Annotated in this window: 18 protein-coding genes, 2 tRNA genes, 4 rRNA genes and 1 pseudogene; 17 read left to right on the plus strand and 8 right to left on the minus strand. The window is 51.2% G+C overall.

Annotated features, from left to right (window positions below; translation table 11 throughout):
* The first annotated feature begins 5 nt into the window (after window positions 1-5).
* From rplQ to LCS67_RS02065, 4 genes and pseudogenes are all read left to right on the plus strand, one after another.
* Window positions 6-389 (plus strand): 50S ribosomal protein L17, encoded by a 384-nt coding sequence (gene rplQ / locus LCS67_RS02050; RefSeq protein ID WP_001216370.1) that lies wholly within the window; start codon window positions 6-8, stop codon window positions 387-389.
* Window positions 390-496: 107 nt separating this feature from the next.
* Window positions 497-865, plus strand: a complete 369-nt coding sequence (locus LCS67_RS02055) for a DUF1992 domain-containing protein (RefSeq protein ID WP_000266518.1) — start codon at window positions 497-499, stop codon at window positions 863-865.
* Window positions 866-875: 10 nt separating this feature from the next.
* Window positions 876-1,301, plus strand: coding sequence for a Zn(2+)-responsive transcriptional regulator (gene zntR / locus LCS67_RS02060; protein ID WP_000285585.1), 426 nt, complete (start codon window positions 876-878; stop codon window positions 1,299-1,301).
* Between the two features lie 57 nt (window positions 1,302-1,358).
* Window positions 1,359-1,562: pseudogene (locus tag LCS67_RS02065) on the plus strand (alternative ribosome-rescue factor A); the annotation flags it as partial.
* A 1-nt stretch (window position 1,563) separates the two neighbouring features.
* Here the strand turns inward: LCS67_RS02065 and mscL are convergent.
* From mscL to def, 5 genes are all read right to left on the minus strand, one after another.
* On the minus strand, window positions 1,564-1,977 hold the full coding sequence (gene mscL, locus LCS67_RS02070) for a large-conductance mechanosensitive channel protein MscL (RefSeq protein ID WP_000008119.1): 414 nt from the start codon (window positions 1,975-1,977) through the stop codon (window positions 1,564-1,566).
* A 141-nt stretch (window positions 1,978-2,118) separates the two neighbouring features.
* Window positions 2,119-3,495, minus strand: a complete 1,377-nt coding sequence (gene trkA, locus LCS67_RS02075) for a Trk system potassium transporter TrkA (protein ID WP_000691374.1) — start codon at window positions 3,493-3,495, stop codon at window positions 2,119-2,121.
* A 21-nt stretch (window positions 3,496-3,516) separates the two neighbouring features.
* Complete coding sequence (gene rsmB, locus LCS67_RS02080; protein ID WP_031571699.1) at window positions 3,517-4,806, minus strand: 16S rRNA (cytosine(967)-C(5))-methyltransferase RsmB; 1,290 nt, start codon at window positions 4,804-4,806, stop codon at window positions 3,517-3,519.
* A gap of 51 nt (window positions 4,807-4,857) precedes the next feature.
* On the minus strand, window positions 4,858-5,805 hold the full coding sequence (gene fmt / locus LCS67_RS02085; protein WP_001285176.1) for a methionyl-tRNA formyltransferase: 948 nt from the start codon (window positions 5,803-5,805) through the stop codon (window positions 4,858-4,860).
* A gap of 15 nt (window positions 5,806-5,820) precedes the next feature.
* Complete coding sequence (def, locus tag LCS67_RS02090) at window positions 5,821-6,330, minus strand: peptide deformylase (RefSeq protein WP_000114987.1); 510 nt, start codon at window positions 6,328-6,330, stop codon at window positions 5,821-5,823.
* Between the two features lie 131 nt (window positions 6,331-6,461).
* Here def and dprA point away from each other — a divergent pair, with 131 nt between their 5' ends.
* The 6 genes from dprA to LCS67_RS02120 are packed head-to-tail and all read left to right on the plus strand — an operon-like array spanning window position 6,462 to window position 10,254.
* Entirely contained in the window at window positions 6,462-7,586 is a 1,125-nt protein-coding gene (gene dprA, locus LCS67_RS02095; RefSeq protein ID WP_001631020.1) for a DNA-protecting protein DprA, read from the plus strand.
* Complete coding sequence (gene smg, locus LCS67_RS02100) at window positions 7,558-8,031, plus strand: DUF494 family protein Smg (RefSeq protein ID WP_000460663.1); 474 nt, start codon at window positions 7,558-7,560, stop codon at window positions 8,029-8,031. The genes dprA and smg overlap by 29 nt, the downstream gene beginning before the upstream one ends.
* A gap of 26 nt (window positions 8,032-8,057) precedes the next feature.
* Window positions 8,058-8,600: a type I DNA topoisomerase gene (locus LCS67_RS02105; protein WP_001129708.1), complete on the plus strand. Its 543-nt coding sequence runs from the start codon at window positions 8,058-8,060 to the stop codon at window positions 8,598-8,600.
* A gap of 4 nt (window positions 8,601-8,604) precedes the next feature.
* The gene (tsaC, locus tag LCS67_RS02110) at window positions 8,605-9,177 is read left to right on the plus strand and encodes an L-threonylcarbamoyladenylate synthase type 1 TsaC (protein ID WP_001063621.1); all 573 of its coding nucleotides are present in this window, start codon (window positions 8,605-8,607) and stop codon (window positions 9,175-9,177) included.
* Window positions 9,178-9,181: 4 nt separating this feature from the next.
* Window positions 9,182-10,000, plus strand: coding sequence for a shikimate dehydrogenase (gene aroE / locus LCS67_RS02115; protein WP_000451203.1), 819 nt, complete (start codon window positions 9,182-9,184; stop codon window positions 9,998-10,000).
* Complete coding sequence (locus LCS67_RS02120; RefSeq protein ID WP_001070578.1) at window positions 9,997-10,254, plus strand: DUF1488 domain-containing protein; 258 nt, start codon at window positions 9,997-9,999, stop codon at window positions 10,252-10,254. Before aroE ends, LCS67_RS02120 begins: the two co-directional genes overlap by 4 nt.
* Here the strand turns inward: LCS67_RS02120 and LCS67_RS02125 are convergent.
* Window positions 10,230-10,784 carry a gamma carbonic anhydrase family protein gene (locus LCS67_RS02125; RefSeq protein WP_001285635.1) on the minus strand — a complete coding sequence of 185 codons (555 nt, stop codon included), beginning with the start codon at window positions 10,782-10,784 and terminating at the stop codon, window positions 10,230-10,232. The two genes, LCS67_RS02120 and LCS67_RS02125, sit on opposite strands and share 25 nt — an antisense overlap.
* Before the next feature lie 113 nt (window positions 10,785-10,897).
* Between LCS67_RS02125 and LCS67_RS02130 the strand changes: the two genes are divergently transcribed.
* From LCS67_RS02130 to rrf (LCS67_RS02160), 7 genes are all read left to right on the plus strand, one after another.
* Entirely contained in the window at window positions 10,898-11,050 is a 153-nt protein-coding gene (locus LCS67_RS02130) for a hypothetical protein (protein ID WP_000795911.1), read from the plus strand.
* 208 nt (window positions 11,051-11,258) lie between these two features.
* Window positions 11,259-12,800: ribosomal RNA gene (locus LCS67_RS02135) — 16S ribosomal RNA — on the plus strand.
* 85 nt (window positions 12,801-12,885) lie between these two features.
* Window positions 12,886-12,961: transfer RNA gene (locus LCS67_RS02140), tRNA-Glu, on the plus strand.
* A 193-nt stretch (window positions 12,962-13,154) separates the two neighbouring features.
* Window positions 13,155-16,159 (plus strand): 23S ribosomal RNA (locus LCS67_RS02145).
* 197 nt (window positions 16,160-16,356) lie between these two features.
* Window positions 16,357-16,472: ribosomal RNA gene (gene rrf, locus LCS67_RS02150) — 5S ribosomal RNA — on the plus strand.
* A 14-nt stretch (window positions 16,473-16,486) separates the two neighbouring features.
* A tRNA-Thr gene (locus LCS67_RS02155) sits at window positions 16,487-16,562 on the plus strand.
* Between the two features lie 39 nt (window positions 16,563-16,601).
* Window positions 16,602-16,717 (plus strand): 5S ribosomal RNA (rrf, locus tag LCS67_RS02160).
* The 16S, 23S and 5S rRNA genes sit together here with 2 tRNA genes alongside, the layout of an rRNA operon.
* A 996-nt stretch (window positions 16,718-17,713) precedes the next feature.
* On the opposite strand, the gene LCS67_RS02165 is transcribed toward rrf (LCS67_RS02160), so the two are convergent.
* Window positions 17,714-17,935 carry a membrane protein gene (locus LCS67_RS02165; protein ID WP_000825645.1) on the minus strand — a complete coding sequence of 74 codons (222 nt, stop codon included), beginning with the start codon at window positions 17,933-17,935 and terminating at the stop codon, window positions 17,714-17,716.
* A gap of 237 nt (window positions 17,936-18,172) precedes the next feature.
* Window positions 18,173-21,286 carry an efflux RND transporter permease subunit gene (locus LCS67_RS02170; RefSeq protein WP_001273290.1) on the minus strand — a complete coding sequence of 1,038 codons (3,114 nt, stop codon included), beginning with the start codon at window positions 21,284-21,286 and terminating at the stop codon, window positions 18,173-18,175.

The raw sequence follows: 21,286 nt of genomic DNA on the forward strand, positions 1-21,286 counted from the left end.
AGGTCATGCGCCATCGTAAGAGTGGTCGTCAACTGAACCGCAACAGCAGCCATCGCCAGGCTATGTTCCGCAACATGGCAGGTTCACTGGTTCGTCATGAAATCATCAAGACGACCCTGCCTAAAGCGAAAGAGCTGCGTCGCGTAGTTGAGCCGCTGATTACTCTTGCCAAGACTGATAGCGTTGCTAATCGTCGTCTGGCATTCGCCCGTACTCGTGATAACGAGATCGTGGCAAAACTGTTTAACGAGCTGGGCCCGCGTTTCGCGAGCCGCGCCGGTGGTTACACTCGCATTCTGAAGTGTGGCTTCCGTGCAGGCGACAACGCGCCGATGGCATACATCGAGCTGGTTGATCGTTCAGAGAAAACAGAAGCTGCTGCAGAGTAATCTGTAGTAACGTAAAAAAACCCGCTTCGGCGGGTTTTTTTATACCCTCCTGAACCCCATATATCTACAATAATTGTATTCTTTTCGTTCAATCCCTGGAGCGACGTATGTGGTTACTTGACCAGTGGGCAGAGCGTCATATTATCGAGGCACAGCGTAAAGGCGAGTTGGATAATCTGCCTGGCCGCGGCGAGCCGCTTATTCTGGATGATGATTCTCATGTGCCGGCGGAACTTCGTGCGGGTTATCGCTTACTCAAGAATGCGGGCTGTCTTCCCCCTGAACTGGAGCAGCGCAGAGACGCTATTCAGTTACTTGATATCCTCAACAGTATCCGGGAAGATGACCCTCGATACCATCAGGTTAGTCGCCAGCTCTCGCTGCTTGAACTAAAACTTCGGCAGGCTGGGTTGAGTACCGACTTTTTACACGGTGAGTATGCACAAAAACTGCTGCATAAAATCAACGATAATTAACGGAGCTTGTATGTATCGCATTGGTGAGCTGGCAAAGCTGGCAGACGTAACGCCTGATACCATTCGCTACTATGAAAAACAGCAGATGATGGATCATGAGGTACGTACTGAAGGCGGGTTTCGTCTGTATACCGAAAACGATCTGCAGCGTCTCAAATTTATTCGTTATGCGCGACAGTTGGGTTTCACGCTCGACTCGATCCGCGAACTTTTATCGATCCGAATTGATCCTGAGCACCATACCTGTCAGGAGTCAAAAAGTATTGTGCAAGAGCGATTGCAGGAGGTTGAAGCCAGGATTGCGGAACTGCAAACGATGCAGCGTTCGTTACAAAGGCTTAATGATGCTTGTTGCGGAACGGCCCACAGTAGCGTCTATTGTTCCATTCTGGAAGCCCTGGAGCAGGGGGCCAGTGGAGCGAAATCAGGATGTTGATTTATTGAACCGGCGGGGCTACACTCGCGCCGTTAATTTATACAATCGGGAGACATTATGAGTCGTTATCAACATAAGAAAGGGCAGATAAAGGACAATGCCATTGAGGCATTACTGCATGATCCACTGTTCAGGCAACGCGTTGAAAAAAATAAGAAAGGCAAAGGAAGTTATCTGCGTAAAGGTAAACACGGTAATCGAGGGAACTGGGAGGCCAGTGGCAAGAAAGTAAGTGACTTTTTTACCACTGGCCTTCTGCTTATTAAGAACGGTTATTTTGTTCTTTCAGCAGATCGCGGATTTCGCCCAATAACACTTCCTCTTTAGAAGGCGCTGGCGGAGCTGCCGGCTCTTCTGCTTTTTTACGGTTGAGTCTGTTGATAAGCTTAATGGCAACAAAGATAGCAAAGGCCACAATCACAAAATCAAATACGTTCTGGATAAACACGCCGTAATGCATGACGACCGCCGGAATATCTCCCTGCGCTTCGCGTAACGTAAAAGCAAATTGTTTAAAGTCGATCCCGCCGATTAACAATCCCAACGGCGGCATAATGATATCGGCAACCAGTGAAGAAACAATCTTACCGAATGCCGCGCCAATAATGACACCCACTGCCAAATCCACAACATTCCCGCGCATCGCGAATTCGCGAAATTCTTTAATAAAACTCATTTTTATTCTCCCTATGCAGCTGACGTTATAAGTTTAACAAATGCTAAGGCATTTTCCATTTACGGCTTCTGTTTAGCGAAATAAATTAAACCTTGATAAATAAAGGGAATTAAAAAGGGCGCTGAATGAGCGCCCCTTAAATTAGAGGAAGAAAGGACTTGGCTGGAACAGACGTTCGACGTCGGTAATAAACTTTTTATCGGTCAAAAACATAATGACGTGATCGCCTTGTTCAATGCGCAAATTGTCATTAGCAATCATGACATCATTACCGCGAACGACCGCGCCAATAATGGTGCCTGGCGGCAGTTTAATTTCGTCAATGACGCGGCCAACCACGCGGGAAGTGCTTTCATCGCCGTGCGCGACGGCTTCGATGGCTTCGGCAACCCCGCGACGTAGTGAGGAAACGCCGACGATATCTGCTTTACGCACATGGCTCAGTAATGCAGAGATGGTGGCCTGCTGCGGAGAAATCGCAATATCTATAACGCTACCCTGCACAAGATCGACATAAGCTCGACGCTGAATCAGCACCATCACTTTTTTGGCACCCATCCGCTTAGCCAACATCGCGGACATGATATTGGCTTCATCATCGTTAGTGACCGCGATAAAGAGATCGACCTGATCAATATGCTCCTCCGCCAGCAATTCCTGATCGGAAGCGTCGCCAAAAAAGACGATCGTGTTTTGCAGTTTCTCAGCCAGTTCTGCGGCGCGTTGTTGATCGCGTTCGATCAATTTAACGCTATAGTCTTTTTCCAGACGCCTTGCCAGCCCGGCGCCGATATTGCCGCCGCCCACCAGCATGATGCGCTTGTAGGGTTTTTCCAGACGCTGTAATTCGCTCATTACTGCACGGATATGCTGTGAAGCCGCAATAAAGAAGACTTCATCCCCTGCTTCCACGATAGTCGAGCCCTGGGGACGGATTGGTCTGTCATGGCGGAAAATTGCGGCAACGCGGGTATCGATATGCGGCATATGCTCTCGCATTGTCGAGAGCGCGTTACCTATTAGTGGACCGCCATAGTAGGCTTTAACTACTGCCAGACTGACTTTCCCTTCGGCAAAGTTTACAACCTGTAATGCTCCCGGATACTCGATCAGACGATAAATATTATCGATAACCAACTGCTCCGGCGCGATCAGATGATCAATCGGAACCGCTTCAGAATGAAAGAGTTTATCCGCATCGCGAACATAGTCCGGGGAGCGAATGCGAGCGATACGGTTTGGAGTGTTGAAGAGTGAATAGGCTACCTGACAGGCAACCATATTAGTTTCATCTGAACTGGTGACAGCGACCAGCATATCCGCATCGTCAGCGCCCGCTTCGCGCAACACGCGGGGATGCGAACCATGCCCCTGAACTACGCGTAGATCGAACTTATCTTGCAAACTGCGTAACCGTTCGCCGTTGGTATCAACCACCGTGATGTCGTTGTTTTCGCCGACCAGGTTTTCCGCCAGTGTTCCGCCAACTTGCCCTGCGCCCAGTATGATAATTTTCATCAGTCGTGGCCCGTTATCTCATCACTTCTTGATTAGCTTAGCGTAAAAGAACCCATCACCTTCTTCGCCGCTCGGCAGATTTTGCTGTCCTGGCTGATCAGGTGTTCCCGTTTCGCTGAGCGCAGCATCGGGAGTGCGTTGCAAAAAGGCTTTGATCTGATCGCGGTTTTCTTCCGGCAGTACGGAGCAGGTGGCGTAAACCAGCGTCCCGCCGGGTTTCAGGCGCGGCCAGACGGCATCAAGAATTTCCGCCTGTAATTGCGTCAGTTCCGCGATATCGCGATCGCGACGCAGCCATTTGATATCTGGATGACGGCGAATGACGCCGGTTGCGGAGCAGGGCGCATCCAGCAGAATACGGTCAAACTGCTGCTCGCCGCACCATTGGGCGGGATAACGTCCATCCCCTTGTTTAACTGTCGCTTTCATCCCAAGACGCTTTAGGTTGTCGTAAACGCGGGAGAGCCGTTGTTCATCAATATCAACCGCCAACACGTCTGCTTCGGGGGCCACTTCGAGAATATGCGTGGTTTTACCGCCGGGCGCGGCGCACAAGTCTAAAATGTGCTCACCGTTCTGAGGAGCGAGAAAAACCGCACATCCCTGCGCAGAGGCATCCTGGACAGTTACCCAACCCTCAGCAAAACCGGGTAAAGCATGTACCGGAGCTGGCGTTTCCAGACGTACAGCGTCGGGATAATCGGGATGCGGATATCCCTTCATGCCTGCGTCTTTAAGTAAGCCAAGCCAACCGTCGCGGGTATGGTGTGTACGATTTACACGTAGCCACATAGGCGGACGCTGGTTATTCGCATCAATAATGCGTTGCCACTGTGTGGGGTAAGCATTTTGCAAACGCTTTACCAGCCAACCGGGATGTAAAAAGCGCGCATCGCTGGTCGCAAACTCATTAAGCAACGTTTCCTGCTGGCGCTGGAACTGGCGCAGGACGCCGTTAATTAACCCTTTCAACTGCGGACGTTTGATGGCGACCGCGCCTTCAACGGTTTCAGCCAGCGCCGCATGGGGAGGGACGCGGGTGTACAGCAACTGATAAAAGCCGACCATAATTAAGTAATGCACAGTACGCTGCTTGCCGGTCATTGGACGAGACATCAGCTTATTGATCAGCCATTCCAGCTGTGAAAGAGTGCGCAGGACGCCAAAGCACAGCTCCTGAAGTAGCGCTTTGTCTTTATCGGCGACTTTTTGTTGCAGCGGCGGGAGCACATTACTTAATGATTGTCCCTGCTCGACGACCTGTTCAACGGCCTGTGCTGCCAGACTACGTAAATTGTTTTGTTTTTTCATATGTATAAAATAAAAATGCCCGGTAACACCGGGCTTATAAAGGCGTGACCGTCAGGCAAGACGGTTACCAGGAATAAACCATTCCCGGCGTGAATTTAACAGATCCTGGGCGCTCATCGCTTTTTTGCCGGCAGGCTGAAGCGAAAGCAAATTTAATATCCCCTTGCCTGTTGCAACCTGAATGCCCTGTTTCGTCGCGGCCAGAATAGTTCCCGGCAGCGACTGCGTGGCGTCCTCAATGACGGACGCCTGCCAGACTTTTACCGGCTGACCGTCGATTTCCAGCCAGCTCATTGGCCACGGATTAAAGGCGCGAATGCAACGCTCCAGCTGTGCTGCGGAGAGAGACCAGTCAATACGCGCTTCTTCTTTACTGAGCTTTTCCGCATGAGTGACCAGCGCTTCATTCTGCGCTTCAGGCGTCGCTGTGCCGTCCGCCAGTTGTTTTAGTGTGGTAATTAACCCCTGCGGGCCAAGTTCAGCCAACTTATTATACAGTGAGCCACTGGTATCTTCTGCGGTAATCGGGCACGCAAGTTTATACAGCATGTCGCCGGTATCCAGCCCTACATCCATCTGCATAATTGTGACGCCGGTTTCCGCATCGCCTGCCCAGAGTGAGCGCTGAATAGGCGCCGCGCCGCGCCAGCGTGGAAGCAGCGAACCGTGAACGTTGATACATCCGAGACGGGGCATATCCAGCACTGCCTTTGGGAGAATCAGACCATATGCTACGACAACCATGACGTCGGCATGTAAGTCAGCAACCAGATGCTGGTTTTCCTGAGGACGAAGCGACACGGGCTGGAAAACGGGCAGGCCTTTTTCTTCCGCCAGCACTTTTACCTGGCTGGGCATCAACTTTTTGCCGCGACCTGCTGGACGATCGGGTTGGGTAAATACGCCGACAACGTTATGTCCAGAAGTTAACAGCGCGTCGAGATGACGCGCTGCAAAGTCAGGTGTACCCGCAAAAATAATACGTAGTGAATCTGACACGTTGGTTCTTGTCCTTTAAGCCCGGGCGTTCAGGCGGTCGAGTTTTTCTACTTTCTGACGAATACGTTGTTGCTTCAGCGGCGACAAATAATCGATAAACAGTTTACCGACCAGGTGATCCATCTCATGCTGAATGCAGATTGCCAGTAAACCATCCGCTTCAAGCTCAAACGGGTTGCCGTCGCGATCCAGCGCGCGGATTTTCACTTTCTCGGCGCGCGGCACTAAAGCGCGCTGTTCCGGAATCGACAGACAGCCTTCTTCTATACCCGTTTCGCCACTTTTCTCCAGCAATTCCGGGTTAATGAGTACCAGGCGCTCGTCGCGGTTTTCCGAAACGTCAATCACGATGATTCGCTGGTGGATATCGACCTGCGTTGCAGCCAGACCGATACCTTCTTCGGCGTACATCGTTTCGAACATATCATCGACGATACGCTGAATTTCTGCATTCACTTCTTCAACCGGCTTTGCGACTTTGCGAAGGCGCTCGTCCGGAATATGTAACACTTGCAAAACTGACATAATTATCCAGAGTTGTGTTCAGGAGTTGAAAAGATTATTACCTCTATTCTAGACAAATCCCCACCTGATTGACAGCATCAGTGACCAATCGCAAAGATTGTTCAGACTGCTTGTGGCAGGGGAGGGAAAGGATGGCCCGTACCGAAATTTGGTTACGTTTAATGTACGTCGGCGACCTTTATGGCGAGGCGATGTTGAACATGGCGAATTCGCTTATTCGCCAGCCTCAGATAAATCGCACGCACCTTCAGGAGGCTGGTCTTACCGCGCGGCAAGCTGAACGTTTTTTACAGCTTCCAGCAGGTGTGCTTGATGAGACGTTACGCTGGCTTGAACTACCGCAGCACTATTTTCTGTGTGCGGATAGTGAAATTTATCCTCCCCAACTGCGTGCTATTGACGATTATCCCGGCGCTATTTTTATTGACGGTGATCCTGCCTGTCTGCATACCTGCCAACTTGCCGTCGTAGGGAGCCGGAGCCACTCCTGGTATGGAGAACGCTGGGGACGTCTGCTTTGCGAAAGCCTTGCGAAAAGCGGTTTGACGATCACCAGCGGCCTTGCCCGGGGAATTGATGGCGTAGCACACAACGCCGCGGTGAGTATGGGGGGAAAAAGTGTAGCGGTGTTAGGGAATGGTTTGGCAAAGATTTATCCTCGCCGACATGCCGTGCTGGCTGAAAACTTGATTGCCACCGGCGGCGCAGTGATCTCAGAATTTCCGCTTTCAACGCCTCCGCTACCGCAAAATTTTCCTCGCAGAAACCGCATTATCAGCGGACTGAGCAAAGGCGTGCTGGTGATTGAGGCGGCGTTGCGCAGCGGTTCGTTGGTGACGGCGCGCTGCGCGCTTGAACAGGGGCGGGACGTTTTTGCATTACCAGGTCCTATCGGTAGTCCGGGAAGCGAAGGCACGCACTGGTTAATTAAACAAGGGGCTACGCTTGTGACGACGCCGGAGGATATTCTGGAAAATTTGCAATACGGCTTACACTGGTTGCCAACTACGGCGGAAAATTCACTTTATTCACTAAATCAGGATGAGGCGGCATTGCCATTTCCTGAGCTCCTGGCTAACGTAGGAGATGAGGTAACACCTGTTGACGTCGTCGCTGAACGTGCCGGCCAACCTGTGCCAGCGGTAGTGGCTCAGCTACTCGAACTGGAGTTAGCAGGATGGATCGCAGCTGTACCCGGCGGCTATGTCCGATTAAGGAGGGCAAGCCATGTTCGACGTACTAATGTATTTGTTTGAAACATACATCCATAACGAAGCCGAGCTGCGCGTGGATCAGGACAGACTGGAGCGTGATCTCACCGACGCCGGGTTTGATCGCGAAGACATCTACAATGCGCTGCTGTGGCTGGAAAAACTCGCTGACTATCAAGATGGCCTCGCGGAACCCATGCAACTTGCTTCCGACCCTCTTTCAATGCGCATTTATACGGTTGAAGAGTGTGAAAGGCTTGATGCCAGTTGCCGGGGGTTCCTGTTATTCCTTGAGCAGATTCAGGTGCTAAACCTCGAAACACGAGAAATGGTGATTGAGCGTGTGCTGGCGCTGGATACCGCAGAGTTTGACCTGGAAGACTTGAAATGGGTTATTTTGATGGTGTTATTCAACATTCCGGGCTGTGAAAACGCCTATCAGCAAATGGAAGAATTACTCTTTGAGGTAAATGAAGGTATGCTGCATTGATAGGTGTTAATGCTGCATGAGTGAATATGGCTAAATCAGCACTGTTTTCGGTGCGTAAAAATGAGCCCTGCCCGCAGTGCGGGGCCGAACTGGTAATTCGCTCCGGGAAACATGGTCCGTTTCTCGGCTGTTCTCGCTATCCGGAATGCGATTACGTTCGTCCGCTGAAAAGTCAGGCGGACGGACATATCGTTAAAATTCTGGAGGGGCAACTGTGTCCTGAGTGTGGCGCCGTACTGGTGCTGCGTCAGGGGCGCTTTGGTATGTTCATCGGATGCAGTCAGTATCCGCAATGTGAACATACAGTGGTTATTGATAAACCGGATGAAACGGCGATTGCCTGTCCAGCCTGCCAGCAAGGACATTTGGTCCAGCGCCGTTCTCGTTACGGTAAAATCTTTCATTCCTGCGATCGCTACCCGGAATGTCAGTTCGTCATTAACTTCACACCGGTTGCGGGGGAATGCCCCGAGTGCCATTATCCGCTACTCATCGAAAAGAAAACCGCGCAGGGCGTGAAGCGCTTTTGCGCCAGTAAACAATGTGGAAAGCCGGTTCCGGTGGAATAAACAAGTGAATAATAACCTGCCAACAGGATCTATCGTCGCAGCGGTAGATCTCCTGAATAAAGAAAATGTCATCGCTTATCCAACAGAAGCCGTTTTCGGCGTCGGCTGCGATCCCGATAGTGAAACAGCCGTTACGCGCCTGCTGGCGTTAAAACAACGGCCCGTCGATAAGGGACTCATTTTGATTGCCGCCAGCTTTGAGCAGTTAAAACCTTATATTGATGACAGCATACTTACCGCCGCACAGCGTAAAGCGGTATTTGATTGCTGGCCCGGGCCGGTAACGTTTGTTTTTCCTGCGCCCGCGACAACGCCGCGTTGGCTCACGGGACGTTTTGATTCCCTGGCCGTTCGTGTTACCAACCACCCGCTGGTGGTCGCGCTATGCAATGCGTATGGCAAACCGCTGGTTTCCACCAGCGCCAATCTGAGCGGATTACCGCCATGTCGTACCGTTGAAGAGGTACGTGCGCAATTTGGCGATGATTTTCCGGTGGTTGAAGGCGCAACGGGTGGGCGTTTAAATCCTTCAGAAATTCGCGATGCTCTGACGGGCGAACTGTTTCGACAGGGGTAATATGATGGAAACCTATGCTGTTTTTGGAAATCCGATTGCTCACAGCAAATCGCCATTTATTCATCAGCAGTTTGCTCAGCAGCTAGATATTGTTCACCCCTATGGTCGCGTGCTGGCCCCTATTAATAATTTCATTAATACGCTTGATGCCTTTTTCGCGGCAGGGGGAAAAGGCGCAAACATCACAGTACCTTTTAAAGAGGAGGCGTTTGCGCGATCGGATGAGTTAACGGAACGAGCATCGCTGGCGGGAGCAGTCAATACATTAAAACGGCTGGAAGATGGTCGTTTGCTTGGCGACAATACTGACGGTATCGGTTTATTAAGCGATCTCAAACGTTTAAATTTTATCCGCCCAGGATGGCGTATTTTGCTGATTGGCGCGGGCGGCGCATCCCGGGGCGTGCTGTTACCTCTGCTTTCTTTGGATTGCGCGGTCACTATCACCAACCGTACAGCTTCGCGTGCCGAAGCGTTGGCGAAAATCTTTGCTCATACCGGCAGCGTTCATGCCATGGATATGGACAAGCTGGATAGTTGTGAGTTTGACCTGATTATTAATGCGACCTCCAGCGGCATACGGGGCGAAATCCCGGCGATTCCGGCGTCACTTATTCACCCTTCCCTCTGTTGCTATGACATGTTCTATCAAAAAGGGAATACGCCATTTCTCTCCTGGTGTGTACAACAGGGCGCAAAACGTTACGCAGATGGGCTGGGAATGCTGGTGGGGCAGGCTGCACACGCCGTTTTGCTTTGGCACGGTGTATTACCGCAGGTCGAGCCAGTGATTGAGCTGCTACAGCAGGAATTATTAGCGTGAACCAGGCCATACAATTTCCTGACCGCGAAGAATGGGATACTGCCGCCAGCGCTGTCATCTTTCCCGCCATGGTCAATGGGATGCAACTCACGTGTGCAATAAAAAAAGATGTACTGGCGTATCGCTTTGGTGGAGAAACAGTGGAGCAATGGCTGGCCATTTTTCGTGAGTATCGCTGGGACCTGGAAGAAGAGGCGGAAGCATTAATCCTGGCCCAGCAGGAAGACGATCACGGTTGGATATGGTTATCCTGAGAAAGATAGTCGTCTTTCCATTTTACATAGTTATTGGCGGAGTACTGCAGACCCGATCTCTCAGCATCGCTCAGGGGGCGGATCTGTTTTACCGGACTGCCAAGATATAAATAGCCGCTTTCCAGCCGTTTGTGCTGCGGCACCAGGCTTCCCGCGCCAATCATTACGTCATCTTCTATTATCGCACCATCCAGCACAATGGAGCCCATACCGACCAGTACGCGGTTACCGATGGTACAGCCGTGCAGCATAACTTTATGGCCAACGGTAACATCTTCGCCAATGATTAATGGGTTGCCGTGTGGATTGGATGGAGACTTGTGGGTTACGTGAAGAACGCTGCCATCCTGAATGTTCGTACGAGCCCCTATCGCAACGTAATTCACATCGCCGCGAATCACCACAAGCGGCCAGATCCCGACATCATCCGCCAGACGGACATCGCCAATAACCACGCTGCTGGTATCGATCATCACGCGCTGACCGATTTCAGGAAAAAGATCCTTATAAGGACGTAATGTGTCAGACATGTCTACCTCATCATAAATGAATAGTCATGAAGACTTTGGTTGCTTTAATGGCGTTGTGCAAGGGGAGATAGCATCAAAAAATCGCCACTTTGTGCAGGAATGGAGCGAAAGGGATGAAAAATCAACAAACAGAAAAAAAGATCCAAAAAACGCTTGTGCAAAAAAATGGGATCCCTATAATGCGCCTCCATCGACACGGCGGATGTGAATCACTTCACACAAACAGCCGGTCGGTTGAAGAGAAAAATCCTGAAATTCAGGGTTGACTCTGAAAGAGGAAAGCGTAATATACGCCACCTCGCGACGGTGAGCTGAAAGCCGCGTCGCACCTGCTCTTTAACAATTTATCAGACAATCTGTGTGGGCACTCGAAGATACGGATTCTTGACGTCGCAAGACGAAAAATGAATACCAAGTCTCAAGAGTGAACACGTAATTCATTACGAAGTTTAATTCATTGAGCATCAAACTTTTAAATTGAAGAGTTTGATCATGGCTCAGATTGAACGCTGGCGGCAGGCCTAACACATGCAAGTCGAACGGTAACAGGAAGCAGCTTGCTGCTTTGCTGACGAGTGGCGGACGGGTGAGTAATGTCTGGGAAACTGCCTGATGGAGGGGGATAACTACTGGAAACGGTGGCTAATACCGCATAACGTCGCAAGACCAAAGAGGGGGACCTTCGGGCCTCTTGCCATCAGATGTGCCCAGATGGGATTAGCTTGTTGGTGAGGTAACGGCTCACCAAGGCGACGATCCCTAGCTGGTCTGAGAGGATGACCAGCCACACTGGAACTGAGACACGGTCCAGACTCCTACGGGAGGCAGCAGTGGGGAATATTGCACAATGGGCGCAAGCCTGATGCAGCCATGCCGCGTGTATGAAGAAGGCCTTCGGGTTGTAAAGTACTTTCAGCGGGGAGGAAGGTGTTGTGGTTAATAACCGCAGCAATTGACGTTACCCGCAGAAGAAGCACCGGCTAACTCCGTGCCAGCAGCCGCGGTAATACGGAGGGTGCAAGCGTTAATCGGAATTACTGGGCGTAAAGCGCACGCAGGCGGTCTGTCAAGTCGGATGTGAAATCCCCGGGCTCAACCTGGGAACTGCATTCGAAACTGGCAGGCTTGAGTCTTGTAGAGGGGGGTAGAATTCCAGGTGTAGCGGTGAAATGCGTAGAGATCTGGAGGAATACCGGTGGCGAAGGCGGCCCCCTGGACAAAGACTGACGCTCAGGTGCGAAAGCGTGGGGAGCAAACAGGATTAGATACCCTGGTAGTCCACGCCGTAAACGATGTCTACTTGGAGGTTGTGCCCTTGAGGCGTGGCTTCCGGAGCTAACGCGTTAAGTAGACCGCCTGGGGAGTACGGCCGCAAGGTTAAAACTCAAATGAATTGACGGGGGCCCGCACAAGCGGTGGAGCATGTGGTTTAATTCGATGCAACGCGAAGAACCTTACCTGGTCTTGACATCCACAGAACTTTCCAGAGATGGATTGGTGCCTTCGGGAACTGTGAGACAGGTGCTGCATGGCTGTCGTCAGCTCGTGTTGTGAAATGTTGGGTTAAGTCCCGCAACGAGCGCAACCCTTATCCTTTGTTGCCAGCGGTCCGGCCGGGAACTCAAAGGAGACTGCCAGTGATAAACTGGAGGAAGGTGGGGATGACGTCAAGTCATCATGGCCCTTACGACCAGGGCTACACACGTGCTACAATGGCGCATACAAAGAGAAGCGACCTCGCGAGAGCAAGCGGACCTCATAAAGTGCGTCGTAGTCCGGATTGGAGTCTGCAACTCGACTCCATGAAGTCGGAATCGCTAGTAATCGTGGATCAGAATGCCACGGTGAATACGTTCCCGGGCCTTGTACACACCGCCCGTCACACCATGGGAGTGGGTTGCAAAAGAAGTAGGTAGCTTAACCTTCGGGAGGGCGCTTACCACTTTGTGATTCATGACTGGGGTGAAGTCGTAACAAGGTAACCGTAGGGGAACCTGCGGTTGGATCACCTCCTTACCTTAAAGAAGCGTACTTTGCAGTGCTCACACAGATTGTCTGATGAAAAGTAAATAGCAAGGCGTCTTGCGAAGCAGACTGATACGTCCCCTTCGTCTAGAGGCCCAGGACACCGCCCTTTCACGGCGGTAACAGGGGTTCGAATCCCCTAGGGGACGCCACTTGCGCGGTAATGTGTGAAAGGCGTTGCCATCAGTATCTCAAAACTGACTTAAGAGTCACGTTTGAGATATTTGCTCTTTAAAAATCTGGATCAAGCTGAAAATTGAAACACAGAACAACGAAGGTTGTTCGTGAGTCTCTCAAATTTTCGCAACACGATGATGAATCGCAAGAAACATCTTCGGGTTGTGAGGTTAAGCGACTAAGCGTACACGGTGGATGCCCTGGCAGTCAGAGGCGATGAAGGACGTGCTAATCTGCGATAAGCGCCGGTAAGGTGATATGAACCGTTATAACCGGCGATTTCCGAATGGGGAAACCCAGTGTGACTCGTCACACTATCATTAACTGAATCCATAGGTTAATGAGGCGAACCGGGGGAACTGAAACATCTAAGTACCCCGAGGAAAAGAAATCAACCGAGATTCCCCCAGTAGCGGCGAGCGAACGGGGAGGAGCCCAGAGCCTGAATCAGCATGTGTGTTAGTGGAAGCGTCTGGAAAGGCGCGCGATACAGGGTGACAGCCCCGTACACAAAAGCGCATGTGCTGTGAGCTCGATGAGTAGGGCGGGACACGTGGTATCCTGTCTGAATATGGGGGGACCATCCTCCAAGGCTAAATACTCCTGACTGACCGATAGTGAACCAGTACCGTGAGGGAAAGGCGAAAAGAACCCCGGCGAGGGGAGTGAAAAAGAACCTGAAACCGTGTACGTACAAGCAGTGGGAGCCCCACCACTAAGCCAGTGGTGAACTCCACATACGCATCCTTTGCTGAGGATACGGTTAACGGAGCGAAAGCGACGTTCAACCTCAAAAGAAGCAGAGGGGGCTTAGTGGTGGGGTGACTGCGTACCTTTTGTATAATGGGTCAGCGACTTATATTCTGTAGCAAGGTTAACCGAATAGGGGAGCCGGAGGGAAACCGAGTCTTAATTGGGCGTTAAGTTGCAGGGTATAGACCCGAAACCCGGTGATCTAGCCATGGGCAGGTTGAAGGTTGGGTAACACTAACTGGAGGACCGAACCGACTAATGTTGAAAAATTAGCGGATGACCTGTGGCTGGGGGTGAAAGGCCAATCAAACCGGGAGATAGCTGGTTCTCCCCGAAAGCTATTTAGGTAGCGCCTCGTGAATTCATCTCCGGGGGTAGAGCACTGTTTCGGCTAGGGGGCCATCCCGGCTTACCAACCCGATGCAAACTGCGAATACCGGAGAATGTTATCACGGGAGACACACGGCGGGTGCTAACGTCCGTCGTGAAGAGGGAAACAACCCAGACCGCCAGCTAAGGTCCCAAAGTCATGGTTAAGTGGGAAACGATGTGGGAAGGCCCAGACAGCCAGGATGTTGGCTTAGAAGCAGCCATCATTTAAAGAAAGCGTAATAGCTCACTGGTCGAGTCGGCCTGCGCGGAAGATGTAACGGGGCTAAACCATGCACCGAAGCTGCGGCAGCGACACTCAGGTGTTGTTGGGTAGGGGAGCGTTCTGTAAGCCTGCGAAGGTGGCCTGTGAGGGTTGCTGGAGGTATCAGAAGTGCGAATGCTGACATAAGTAACGATAAAGCGGGTGAAAAGCCCGCTCGCCGGAAGACCAAGGGTTCCTGTCCAACGTTAATCGGGGCAGGGTGAGTCGACCCCTAAGGCGAGGCCGAAAGGCGTAGTCGATGGGAAACGGGTTAATATTCCCGTACTTGGTGTTACTGCGAAGGGGGGACGGAGAAGGCTATGTTGGCCGGGCGACGGTTGTCCCGGTTTAAGCGTGTAGGCTGGTTTTCCAGGCAAATCCGGAAAATCAAGGCTGAGGCGTGATGACGAGGCACTACGGTGCTGAAGCAACAAATGCCCTGCTTCCAGGAAAAGCCTCTAAGCATCAGGTAACATCAAATCGTACCCCAAACCGACACAGGTGGTCAGGTAGAGAATACCAAGGCGCTTGAGAGAACTCGGGTGAAGGAACTAGGCAAAATGGTGCCGTAACTTCGGGAGAAGGCACGCTGACACGTAGGTGAAGTGATTTACTCATGGAGCTGAAGTCAGTCGAAGATACCAGCTGGCTGCAACTGTTTATTAAAAACACAGCACTGTGCAAACACGAAAGTGGACGTATACGGTGTGACGCCTGCCCGGTGCCGGAAGGTTAATTGATGGGGTCAGCGCAAGCGAAGCTCCTGATCGAAGCCCCGGTAAACGGCGGCCGTAACTATAACGGTCCTAAGGTAGCGAAATTCCTTGTCGGGTAAGTTCCGACCTGCACGAATGGCGTAATGATGGCCAGGCTGTCTCCACCCGAGACTCAGTGAAATTGAACTCGCTGTGAAGATGCAGTGTACCCGCGGCAAGACGGAAAGACCCCGTGAACCTTTACTATAGCTTGACACTGAACATTGAGCCTTGATGTGTAGGATAGGTGGGAGGCTTTGAAGTGTGGACGCCAGTCTGCATGGAGCCGACCTTGAAATACCACCCTTTAATGTTTGATGTTCTAACGTGGACCCGTGATCCGGGTTGCGGACAGTGTCTGGTGGGTAGTTTGACTGGGGCGGTCTCCTCCTAAAGAGTAACGGAGGAGCACGAAGGTTGGCTAATCCTGGTCGGACATCAGGAGGTTAGTGCAATGGCATAAGCCAGCTTGACTGCGAGCGTGACGGCGCGAGCAGGTGCGAAAGCAGGTCATAGTGATCCGGTGGTTCTGAATGGAAGGGCCATCGCTCAACGGATAAAAGGTACTCCGGGGATAACAGGCTGATACCGCCCAAGAGTTCATATCGACGGCGGTGTTTGGCACCTCGATGTCGGCTCATCACATCCTGGGGCTGAAGTAGGTCCCAAGGGTATGGCTGTTCGCCATTTAAAGTGGTACGCGAGCTGGGTTTAGAACGTCGTGAGACAGTTCGGTCCCTATCTGCCGTGGGCGCTGGAGAACTGAGGGGGGCTGCTCCTAGTACGAGAGGACCGGAGTGGACGCATCACTGGTGTTCGGGTTGTCATGCCAATGGCACTGCCCGGTAGCTAAATGCGGAAGAGATAAGTGCTGAAAGCATCTAAGCACGAAACTTGCCCCGAGATGAGTTCTCCCTGAGACTTAAAGTCTCCTGAAGGAACGTTGAAGACGACGACGTTGATAGGCCGGGTGTGTAAGCGCAGCGATGCGTTGAGCTAACCGGTACTAATGAACCGTGAGGCTTAACCTTACAACGCCGAAGATGTTTTGGCGGTTGAGAGACGATTTTCAGCACTGATTCAGAGTTGAGTACGCAATAATTTGCGCAGCAGCAAGGCGGCAAGCGAAGGAAAGGAAGGAGCATACAGAAGTATGTGACTGACTTTACGAGCGCAGGCAACGCCGCTGATGTGATAAAGAATTGCGTACTGAGCATAAAAGAATTTGCCTGGCGGCACTAGCGCGGTGGTCCCACCTGACCCCATGCCGAACTCAGAAGTGAAACGCCGTAGCGCCGATGGTAGTGTGGGGTCTCCCCATGCGAGAGTAGGGAACTGCCAGGCATCAAATTTAGTGTGCTGATATGGCTCAGTTGGTAGAGCGCACCCTTGGTAAGGGTGAGGTCCCCAGTTCGACTCTGGGTATCAGCACCACTTAATACGGTTAAAGTTCGGCATTTGAAAAAGAATTTGTCTGGCGGCAGTAGCGCGGTGGTCCCACCTGACCCCATGCCGAACTCAGAAGTGAAACGCCGTAGCGCCGATGGTAGTGTGGGGTCTCCCCATGCGAGAGTAGGGAACTGCCAGACATCAAATAAAACAAAAGGCTCAGTCGAAAGACTGGGCCTTTTGTTTTATCTGTTTTTTGTCGGTGAGCACTCTCCTGAGGAGGAGAAATCCGCCGGGAGCGGATTTGAACGTTGCGCAGCAACGGCCCGTAGGGTGGCGGGCAGGACGCCCGCCATAAACTGCCAGACATCAAATAAAGCAAAAGGCCCAATCGAAAGATTGGGCCTTTTTGCATTTATCTTTCTATGGAAAAAGTTATCGGATAATGGCGCCGACGCGTTTTATATTTGGTTTATACCCTTCATACTTCAAGTCGCTTATGTGTTGGCTACGGATTACTCGGCCCATTCATGGGCCTCGCCCTGACGGGCCGTCGCACGCGACGTTCAAATCTGCTCCCGGCAGATTTGTCGCCCACCCCAGTCACATAGTTATCTATGCTCCTGGGGACTCACTCCCTTGCCGCCTTTAAGCAACTTGAATTATTTTGGGTATATAACATCTTCGTAGGGTGGATAAAAACCGTTTTAGTAAACGTGATTTCCCGCCATATATCCGCCTGAACCATCGAATGTGAACCGTGCTGACGTAGATGTACAAACGGCTTTTACTTACGCCTCTAATAAGCAATAGAGATATTCGCTGAGGACTAAGAGTCTGGCCCATTAGGCTATTTTATTTGCCAGTTTGGCCCTGGGACAGTGCTCAAAATCCTCATGTATTACGTGTATGCTCCGGTTTATATCCAGACTGTCTGTAATAATTACGCCTAATGATCACGCTCTAAGTCTTACTGTATAAAGCCTGTTTGTAATGCGGCTTACGATGCTATCAAGCTACAATTTTGTCTGCATCGGACAAGGAATAGAATAAATACTATCGGGATGGGCGAGTAAGAAAAGAGAGCGTTTTATCGTGTTAACTTTCGGGGGATAGGCTGAACAGATTACGTCGCTGAGTATCCTTACGACCTTTATATTATTACTGAAAGCGCGGCATTGCCGCGCCTGCATGTATCATTTAGAAAGCGCAATGATACCCATCGTCAACCCTGCTACCGCCGCAGCGCCGCCAGCAATAGCGCCTGCTGTCTCCCAGTTATCCTGCGTAGTACCTTTCATACATGTATTGGTATGAACCAGCCGCCCTTGATCGTCATAAACCGGTACGCAGGGAGAATCATGTGCACAACCTGCCAATAAGGTGGTAAGCAATGCAACTGGAATTAGTCTTTTCATGGTGTTACCTCATTAATCAGCGTTTCGCGAAGTACAGCAACGTAAATGCTGGCTCTAACCGCTGCGAAAACGGGAGTTATTTTACCACCACAGAAAAAATGGCCGACATGAGGAATCATCTCAATTCATGTGAATTGTAAAAACTATGGAGAATGAAAAAGTAAGCGGAGAGGGGGGAATAGCGGAGATAAAGACGTACCGTTTAAAAAGGCGTCCGAAGACGCCTCTGTTTACCGGTTAATCATGATGGCGATTAAATCGGCGTTTTACAACAACGAAGAATACTGGCACGAAGAAGATAGCTAATAAGGTTGCGGTTAACATTCCCCCCATAACCCCTGTGCCTACTGCGTTCTGTGCCCCACTACCTGCGCCACGACTGATAACTAACGGCATTACCCCGAGAATAAAGGCCAGCGAGGTCATTAGAATAGGACGTAAACGCATACGGGATGCTTCCAGCGTCGCTTCAATCAATCCACGTCCTTCTTTCTCCATAAGATCTTTGGCGAACTCAACAATCAGGATGGCGTTTTTAGCAGAAAGGCCAATAGTGGTTAACAAGCCAACCTGGAAGTAAACGTCATTGTTCAGACCGCGCAATGACGCTGCAAGCAGAGCGCCAACCACGCCGAGCGGTACGACCAGCATTACCGAGAACGGAATTGACCAGCTTTCATACAGAGCGGCAAGGCAGAGGAAAACGACAATGAGTGAGATTGCGTACAGCGCCGGCGCCTGGTTACCTGACAACCGTTCCTGATACGACATACCTGTCCAGTCATAGCCAATACCGTTTGGCAGCTGTGAAGCCAGATTTTCCATTAACGACATGGCTTCACCGGTACTTCGTCCGGGCGCTGCTTCACCGAGCAGTTCCATTGACGGCATTCCGTTATAGCGTTCCAGGCGTGGCGAACCATAAATCCACCGTGCTGAGCTAAAGGTAGAGAAGGGCACCATCTCGCCATTGGCGCTGCGAACATAAAGATTGTTGATATCTCCCGGCAGCATACGGAACTGAGCGTCAGCCTGAACGTATACTTTTTTCACTCGTCCGCGATCGATAAAGTCGTTAACGTAATAGCCGCCCAACGCCGCGGAGATGGTTTCGTTGATATCAGACAGCGAAACACCGAGCGCCTGCGCTTTTTCTTGATCGACATCCAGCTTGAACTGTGGCGTGTCTTCCAGCCCATTCGGGCGTACGCGCACTAATAGATCAGGATGCTTCGCGACCATACCCAGCAGTTGATTACGCGCTTTTGTTAACGCATCGTGACCGAGTCCTCCCTGATCAATCAGTTCAAAGTCGAAACCTGTCGCGGTACCTAACTCGACAATTGCCGGCATGTTGAAGGGGAACACCAACCCGTCGCGAATCTGGCTAAAGGCACGTGTCGCTCTGGCGATAACGGCTTCGACGCTATTTTCTTCACCGTTACGCTCTTCCCAGGGTTTAAGGCTGACAAATGCCATCCCTGAGTTTTGTCCCTGACCGCTAAAGCTAAAGCCGTTTACGGTAAACACGCTTTCGACGTTCGCTTTTTCATTATTCAGGTAGTAATGAGTGACTTGATCCAGCACTTTCTGCGTACGTTCTTGCGTAGCGCCAGAGGGGAGCTGAATCATAGTCAGGAATACCCCCTGATCTTCTTCCGGCAGGAAGGAGGTTGGGAGGCGTAAAAACAGAACCGCCATTCCGACTACAATAAGTAGATAGATAATGAGATAGCGACCCGTATTACGCACGATACCGCTTACGCTGTTAGTATAGTGGTTAACGCTGTGATCAAACCTGGTATTGAACCAGCCAAAGAAGCCGCTTTTTTTCTCGTGATGTTCAGCAGATACAGGTTTAAGCAGCGTAGCGCACAGCGCTGGCGTCAGAATCAACGCAACCAGAACGGATAGCGCCATTGCTGAAACAATAGTAATAGAGAACTGGCGATAAATTGCCCCGGTCGAGCCGCCAAAAAAGGCCATCGGGATAAATACCGCAGACAGTACCATCGCGATACCTACCAGCGCTCCCTGAATCTGCGACATGGATTTTTCCGTCGCCTCTCGGGGAGAAAGGTTATCCTCCATCATTACACGTTCAACGTTTTCTACGACCACTATCGCATCGTCAACCAATAGCCCTATCGCCAGTACCATACCAAACATCGTCAGGGTATTGATGGAGTAGCCAAAGGCGGCGAGTACCGCAAAAGTGCCTAGCAACACGACAGGAACAGCAATGGTAGGAATCAGAGTTGCCCGGATATTCTGTAAGAACAGATACATTACCAGGAACACCAGAATAATCGCTTCAAACAGCGTTTTTACCACTTCGTGGATAGATATTTTTACGAAGGGCGTTGTGTCATAAGGATAAACCACCTTCATTCCCTGAGGGAAGAAAGGCTGCAGTTCCGCCAGTTTCGCTTTGATTGCGGTTGCGGTATCCAGCGCGTTAGCGCCGGTCGCCAGTTTAATACCGAGACCGGAGGCTGGTTTACCGTTAATGCGCGCTACAACGTTATAGTTTTCACCGCCAAGCTCAATACGCGCGACATCTTTGAGATGGACGACAGAACCGTCGGTATTGACACGCAACGTAACTTTGCCGAACTCTTGCGGATCTTTCAGACGCGTTTGGGCGATGATTGAGGCGTTAAGCTGCTGGCCCGGTAATGCTGGCGTGCCGCCCAGTTGGCCTGCCGCAATCTGGTCGTTCTGTACTTTTAACTGGTTGATGACATCAACTGGCGTGAGCTGGTATTTATTTAGCAGATTCGCATCCAGCCAGATACGCATGGCGTACTGTGCGCCAAATAGCTGAACGTCGCCCACACCATTCAGACGGCTGATAGAATCCTTAATGTTAGAGGCGACATAGTCAGAGATGTCGTCCTGGGTAGTGTTCGGATTATCCGAGACGAACCCGGCGACCATCAAAAAGCTGCTGCTGGACTTTTCAACGCTAATCCCCTGCTGCTGGACTTCTTGCGGCAGTAAAGGCGTGGCGAGCTGCAATTTATTTTGCACCTGAACCTGCGCGATATCCGGATCGGTTCCGGACTGGAAGGTCAGGGTGATGGTCACGCTACCAGCAGAGTCGCTGGTAGAGGACATATACATCAGGTTATCGATACCGTTCATATTTTGTTCGATAACCTGAGTAACCGTATCCTGTACCGTCTGCGCATCCGCGCCAGGATAGGTTGCAGAAATAGAAACCGCTGGCGGCGCAATGGTTGGATACTGCGCAACGGGAAGTTGCATTATTGCCAGTGCGCCAGCCATCATCAGGATAATGGCCAGAACCCAGGCGAAAATAGGACGTCTAATAAAAAAGTTTGCCAT

The sequence above is a fragment of the Salmonella sp. A7 genome, assembly GCF_020181675.1.
GTDB classification, from domain to species: domain Bacteria; phylum Pseudomonadota; class Gammaproteobacteria; order Enterobacterales; family Enterobacteriaceae; genus Salmonella; species Salmonella enterica.